7 protein-coding genes and 1 pseudogene are annotated in these 5830 nt (G+C 72.3%); 2 read left to right on the forward strand and 6 right to left on the reverse strand.

What is annotated here, in order from left to right:
- On the reverse strand, nt 1–739 hold a 739-nt coding region (locus tag AC1DUQ_RS18615), incomplete at its 3' end, for a YhgE/Pip domain-containing protein (RefSeq protein WP_477074319.1).
- Nucleotides 740–748: 9 nt separating this feature from the next.
- Complete coding sequence (locus AC1DUQ_RS18620) at nt 749–1453, reverse strand: ATP-binding cassette domain-containing protein (RefSeq protein ID WP_477061669.1); 705 nt, start codon at nt 1451–1453, stop codon at nt 749–751.
- A gap of 161 nt (nt 1454–1614) precedes the next feature.
- Between AC1DUQ_RS18620 and def the strand changes: the two genes are divergently transcribed.
- Complete coding sequence (gene def, locus AC1DUQ_RS18625; protein WP_477061670.1) at nt 1615–2103, forward strand: peptide deformylase; 489 nt, start codon at nt 1615–1617, stop codon at nt 2101–2103.
- Between the two features lie 136 nt (nt 2104–2239).
- On the forward strand, nt 2240–2740 hold the full coding sequence (locus tag AC1DUQ_RS18630; RefSeq protein ID WP_175346079.1) for a DUF3145 domain-containing protein: 501 nt from the start codon (nt 2240–2242) through the stop codon (nt 2738–2740).
- A gap of 126 nt (nt 2741–2866) precedes the next feature.
- On the opposite strand, the gene AC1DUQ_RS18635 is transcribed toward AC1DUQ_RS18630, so the two are convergent.
- The 4 genes and pseudogenes from AC1DUQ_RS18635 to AC1DUQ_RS18650 all read right to left on the reverse strand — a co-directional run.
- Nucleotides 2867–4111, reverse strand: coding sequence for a beta-ketoacyl-[acyl-carrier-protein] synthase family protein (locus AC1DUQ_RS18635; protein WP_477061671.1), 1245 nt, complete (start codon nt 4109–4111; stop codon nt 2867–2869).
- A 37-nt stretch (nt 4112–4148) separates the two neighbouring features.
- Nucleotides 4149–4322: pseudogene (locus tag AC1DUQ_RS18640) on the reverse strand (acyl carrier protein); the annotation flags it as partial.
- Nucleotides 4323–4412: 90 nt separating this feature from the next.
- Nucleotides 4413–5417: a beta-ketoacyl-ACP synthase III gene (locus tag AC1DUQ_RS18645; protein ID WP_477061672.1), complete on the reverse strand. Its 1005-nt coding sequence runs from the start codon at nt 5415–5417 to the stop codon at nt 4413–4415.
- Nucleotides 5414–5830: ACP S-malonyltransferase (locus AC1DUQ_RS18650; protein ID WP_477074320.1), on the reverse strand; the 417-nt coding region annotated here is incomplete at its 5' end. The genes AC1DUQ_RS18645 and AC1DUQ_RS18650, both read right to left, overlap by 4 nt.

The raw sequence follows: 5830 nt of genomic DNA on the forward strand, positions 1-5830 counted from the left end.
GCCGCGAGGCTCCGGCAGCGAGCTGCGAGGCCCCGGCGGACACCTGCGCCGTCCCGGTGTCCAGCGCGGCGGCGCCGGACGCGAGCTGCACCGCGCCGTCGTGGGCGTCGGTCGCCCCGTCGGCCACCTGCTGGGCACCGGCGCCCACCTGCTCGGACGCGTCGCTCAGGGAGACCGCGCCGTGCGCGGCCTGCAGCATCCCGTCACGCGCGGAGCCGAGGCCGACCAGCACCTGGTCCACCGCCTCCTCGCCCGCGGTGGCGGCGACCGCGTCGCGGACGTGGTCCATCGCGGTGCGCCCGAGGGTGGTCCCGATGAACGAGTTGGCGTCGTTGTAGGTGACGTCGATCTGTGCCGCCGTCGGCTCGTCCTCGCCGGCGGAGGCCAGGTCCGCCGAGAAGTCCGCGGGGATGGTGACGGCGAAGTAGTAGTCCCCGTCGCGCACACCGGCGGCGGCATCGGCGGCGTCCGTGACGACCCAGTCGAGCGCGGCCCCGTCGGTCAGGGTGTCGGTCAGGTCCTGGCCGGCGGTGAGGCGGGTGCCGTCCCGGTCGGCTCCCGCATCGGCGTTCACCAGGGCGACCGGCATCGCGTCCAGGTGCCCGCTCGGGTTCCAGAACGCCCACAGGTACAGCGCGCCGTAGAGCAGCGGGACCAGCAGCATGGCGGCGACCGCCAGGCGGGGGAGGCGTCCGCGGCGGAAGCGCTGCAGCTCGGTGCCGGAGGTGAGGGAGAGCATGGCGAACYTTCAGTCGGTGGGGGTGTGGACGGGCAGGACGGTCCAGGCGGTGCCGGTGGCCTCGTCGGGGTCGGCGCAGGACGCGATGACGGTGGTGCCCGACGCGGCCAAGGCCTCGAGGCGGGACCAGACGAGGCGCCGACGTGCAGGGTCGTGCACCTGGTCCACGTCGTCGACGACGAGCATCCCGGGGCGCTGCGCCATCGCCAGGCCGATGCGCAGCAGCAGCGACTCCACCTCGTCGAGGTGCCAGACGACCGTCTGCGCGTCCGGGACCTGCAGGTCACCGAAGACCGGGGCGAGCGCACGGTCGACGACCTGCTGGTCGGCGCGGCGCGAGCGGCGGTACCAGGGCGCCAGCCACGCCAGGCGCTCCCGCACGTGCGAGCCGACCGTCACGGAGTCGTCGAGCTCGTCGATGCCGGCGAACCCCGCGAGCGCGACCTCCCGCTGCACGAGGGACCGCTGGGCGGGGATGCGGTGGCCCAGCACGACGACCTCGGACGACGCATCGGGCACCATGCGGCCGGCGAGCGTGAGAAGGAGGCTCGTGCGGCCGGCGCCCTGGGGCCCCTGGACCAGCGTGAGAGCCCCCGGAACGACGTCGAGGTCGACCGGGCCGTAGACCGTGCCGCGATCGCCGCGGAGCTGCAGCGAGCGCGCCGTCACCGCAGACGGCTGGGCGAGGGGGGCGATCGGGGGCGCACTGGGCACGGGAGAACTCCTTTTGACTGACCGGTCAGTACAAAGAATAGATCCGGTGGGGAGAAGCAGCGAGGCGGCAGGGGTGTCGTCCTGCTCACATGCGGCGTCCGGCGCGACCACCAGGGCGTTGGTCCGCCTCGTGCGTCCGCTGGTCGTGCGAGGATCGGCCCATGGCGATGCGAGAGATCCGGACTGTCGGAGACCCCGTCCTGCGCACCCCCTGCGACCCGATCACGACCATCGACGACCGCGTGCGCGGCCTCGTCGAGGACCTGATCGAGACCGTGGACACCGAGGGTCGCGCCGGGCTGGCCGCGAACCAGATCGGCGTCAGCCTGCGGGCGTTCTCCTGGAACATCGACGACGAGGTGGGCTACGTGCTCAACCCGGTCATCGTCGAGCTGTCCGAGGACGAGTACCAGGACGGCGACGAGGGCTGCCTGTCGGTCCCCGGCCTCTGGTACCCGACGCACCGGTCCTGGTACGCGCGGGTGGTGGGCACCGACCTGGACGGCAAGGAGGTCGTCGTCGAGGGCGTCGAGCTCATGGCCCGCTGCCTGCAGCACGAGGTGGACCACCTCGACGGGATGCTCTACCTGGACCGTCTGGAGCGATCCGTCCGCAAGAAGGCCATGCGCGCCATCCGCGACACGCTCTAGTCGCTGGCGCTCGCCCCGTTCCTCCGGCATGCTGTCCCCAGCACGCCGCGAGTGCTTCTTGTATGTCATGCGTGTCCTGTGAACGTGACTGAGGTCGTTGGGGAAGGCGAACCTCGAGCCCGTTCAGGAGGACGACATGGCAGGTGCGATCACCCGCGGTGTACTTTTCGTGCACTCTGCGCCGCGTGCGCTGTGCCCCCACGTGGAGTGGGCCGCAGGCAACCTCCTGGGCTCGCGCACCACGTTCGACTGGACCGCGCAGCCGGCCGGACCGGGCTTCTACCGTGCGGAGCACTCGTGGCAGGGGCCGCAGGGCACCGGCGCGCGTCTGGCGTCCGCTCTGCGCGGCTGGGCGCACCTGCGCTACGAGATCACCGAAGAGGCCAGCCACGGCGTCGACGGCTCCCGGTGGAGCCACACGCCCGAGCTCGGCATCTTCCACGCCGCGACCGACGTGCACGGCAACATCGTCGTGCCGGAGGACCGCATCCGGGCCGCCCTGGAGCACAGCGCCGACCCCGTGCGCCTGCGCACGGAGCTGGACCTGGCCCTCGGGCAGGCCTGGGACGACGAGCTCGAGCCGTTCCGCTACGCCGGTGCGGGTGCTCCGGTCCGCTGGCTGCACCGGGTCGGCTGAGCTCTCACCCGAGTCGCCTCGACCGCCCACCGGCGAGTTCGACGGCTACGGATCCGCGCAGAGAGCGAACAAGCCCTGAGTCGCGGCGCACGGGGTGCACCACCACTCAGGGCTTGTCCGGCGTCGTCAGACCGACGCGACGACCAGGGCGACGTTGTGSCCGCCGAAGCCGAACGAGTTGTTGACCGCCGCGATGTCGCCGTCGCGCAGCGCACGCGGCTTGTCCCGGACCAGGTCGAGCACCAGCTCGGGGTCGGGGTTCTCCACGTTGATCGTCGGCGGGGCCAGCCGGTCGTGCAGGGCCAGCACGGTGAAGATCGTCTCCAGGGCGCCGGCGCCACCGAGCAGGTGCCCGGTCATCGACTTGGTCGCCGAGAGCGCGACGTGGTCGGCCTCGTCGCCCAGCAGGCCACGGATGGACCGCGCCTCGATGAGGTCACCGACGACGGTCGACGTGGCGTGCGCGTTGACGTGCACGACGTCGATCCGCGCGATCTCCGACTCGTCCAGGGCAGCCCGCATGGCACGGATCTGACCGTCGCCCGACGGCTCGGGGGAGGTGATGTGGTAGCCGTCGGCGGACAGCCCGACGCCGGCGATCCGGGCATAGACGCGCGCGCCGCGGGCGGCAGCGTGCTCCGCGCTCTCCAGGACGACGACACCGGCACCCTCGCCGATGACGAAGCCGTCCCGGTCGACGTCGTAGGGGCGCGACGCACCCTCGGGGTCGTCGTTGCGCAGCGAGAGCGTGCGGGAGGCGGCGAACGCCGCGATGGGCATCGGGTGGATGGTGGCCTCGGTGCCGCCTGCGACGACGATGTCGGCTCGTCCGGTGCGGATCATCTCGACGCCGTAGCCGATGGCCTCGGCACCCGAGGCGCAGGCGGAGACGAGCGCGTGCGCACCGGCGCGGGCGCCCAGCTCCAGCGAGACGTAGGCGGTGGGGGAGTTCGGCATGAGCATGGGCACKGTCATGGGCAGGATGCGGCGGGCACCCTTCTCCTTGAGCGTGTCCCAGGCGTCCAGGGTGGTCCAGATGCCGCCGATGCCGGACGAGACCACCGCGCCGAGCCGGTCGCCGTCGACCTCCGGGGAGCCCGCGTCGGCCCACGCCTCGCGCGCCGCGATGATCGCGTACTGCGCGGACGGGTCCATCTTCTTGAGCTCCGGCCGGGGGAGCACGTCCTCGGGCTTGACCTTGATGGTCGCCGCGAAGGTGACGGGGAGGCCGTAGGTCTCCACCCAGTCGTTGTCGAAGGGCCGGGCCCCGGACTCACCGGCGAGCGCGGCGGCCCAGGTGCTGGGGATGTCCCCGCCGAGAGGCGTGGTGGCTCCCAGTCCGGTGACGACGACGTCGGGTACGTGGCTCATCGGTGCTCCTGGTGGGCTGTCGTGAGGGTGGTCGGTCCCGGGTGTCGAACTTCTCCTCGGCGAGCGTGACGATCGTCATCATCGACAGGGAGTCGATGTCGAGGTCGTCGGTGAAGGACTTCTCGGGCAGGACGGAGTCCGTGGGCAGACCGGTCTCCTCGCTGACGATCTCGGCCAGGCCGGCCAGGATCTCCTGCTCGCTGTACGCCATCGGTGTCTCCTCTGTCGGGTGCTGCTGCTTCGTGGTCGAAGCACTGGGGTCGGACGAACGGTACAACCGGGGTCGTACCGAGGATCTCTGCTACGGCAGGACGACGACCTGCGCCGCGTAGACCAGACCGGCACCGAAGCCGATCTGCAGGGCGAGCGCACCGCTGGACACCTGACCCTCGCGCAGCAGCCGCTCGGTCGCCAGCGGGATCGAGGCGGCGGACGTGTTGCCGGTGTCCGCGATGTCGCGGGCGACGACCACCGTGTCGGGGAGCTTCAGGGTCTTGATCATCTGGTCGATGATCCGCATGTTCGCCTGGTGCGGGATGAAGGCGTCGATCTCGTCGGCCGTGACCCCGGCGGCGTCCATGGCCTTCTGGGCGACGGGGGCCATCTGCCAGACGGCCCACTTGTAGACGCTGGGGCCCTCCTGACGGAGGGTCGGCCAGCCGGCGCCCTCGTCGCGCGTGGCCAGCCACGAGTGCGTCTGGCGGATCGCCTGCGCCTGGCTGCCGTCGGAGCCCCAGATGGTCGGGCCGATGCCGGGCGTGTCCGAGGGGCCGATGACGACCGCGCCGGCACCGTCGCCCAGCAGGAACGAGATCGAGCGGTCGGTCGGGTCGACGAACTCGCTCATCTTCTCGGCGCCGATCACCAGCACGTGCCGGGCGCTGCCGGCGCGCACGAGGGCGTCGGCCTGGCCGATCCCGTAGCAGTAGCCGGCGCAGGCGGCCGAGATGTCGAAGGCTGCCGCCGGGGTGGCGCCGATGCGGTCCGCCAAGATCGCGGCGCCTGCCGGGGTCTGGTGGAAGTAGGTGACCGTCGAGAGGATCACCACGTCGATGTCCGCGCCGGTCAGGCCCGCGTTGGCGATGGCCTGCAGCGCGGCCGCCTCGGCGAGGTCGAGCACGTCGGTGCCCGGCTCGGCACGGCGACGCGTGATGATGCCGGTGCGCTGGCGGATCCACTCGTCCGAGGAGTCGATCGGGCCGACCAGCTCGTCGTTGGGGACCGTGCGCTCTCCACGGACGCCGCCGAGGCCCAGGATGCGCGAGTGCGCCGGTCCGGTGGCCTGCGTGAGAGTGGGACGGGTCACGACGACTCCTGGGTGCTCTGGGGGTTTCCGGCGTGCCGACGGACGAGGTCGCGCGCGGCGTCGAGGTCGGCAGGGGTCTTGACGGCGACCGTCTCGACCCCGGGCAGCGTACGCCGGGCCAGCCCGGTGAGCACGCCTCCGGGGGCCACCTCGAGCAGCCCGGTCACGCCGAGCTCGAGGAGCGCGGCCTGGCACAGGTCCCAGCGCACGGGGTTGGCCACCTGCGCGACGATCAGCTCGAGCGCGCGCGCGCCGGAGGCTGCGACGGTGCCGTCGGAGTTGGTCAGCAGCGAGATCATCGGCTCGCCGGGCGTGACGTCGTCGGCCGCGGCGCGGAGCTCGGCGACCGCCGGCGCCATGTGCTCGGTGTGGAACGCGCCGGCCACCTGCAGGGCGATCACGCGCGCCTTGGC

The organism is Cellulomonas sp. P4_B5_2, assembly GCF_056402235.1.

Coding starts and splice junctions, on each gene's coding strand:
- AC1DUQ_RS18630 (WP_175346079.1), top strand. CDS start 2,240: ATGGCAGGTGCGATCACCCGCGGTGTACTTTTCGTGCACTCTGCGCCG.
- def (WP_477061670.1), top strand. CDS start 1,615: ATGGCGATGCGAGAGATCCGGACTGTCGGAGACCCCGTCCTGCGCACC.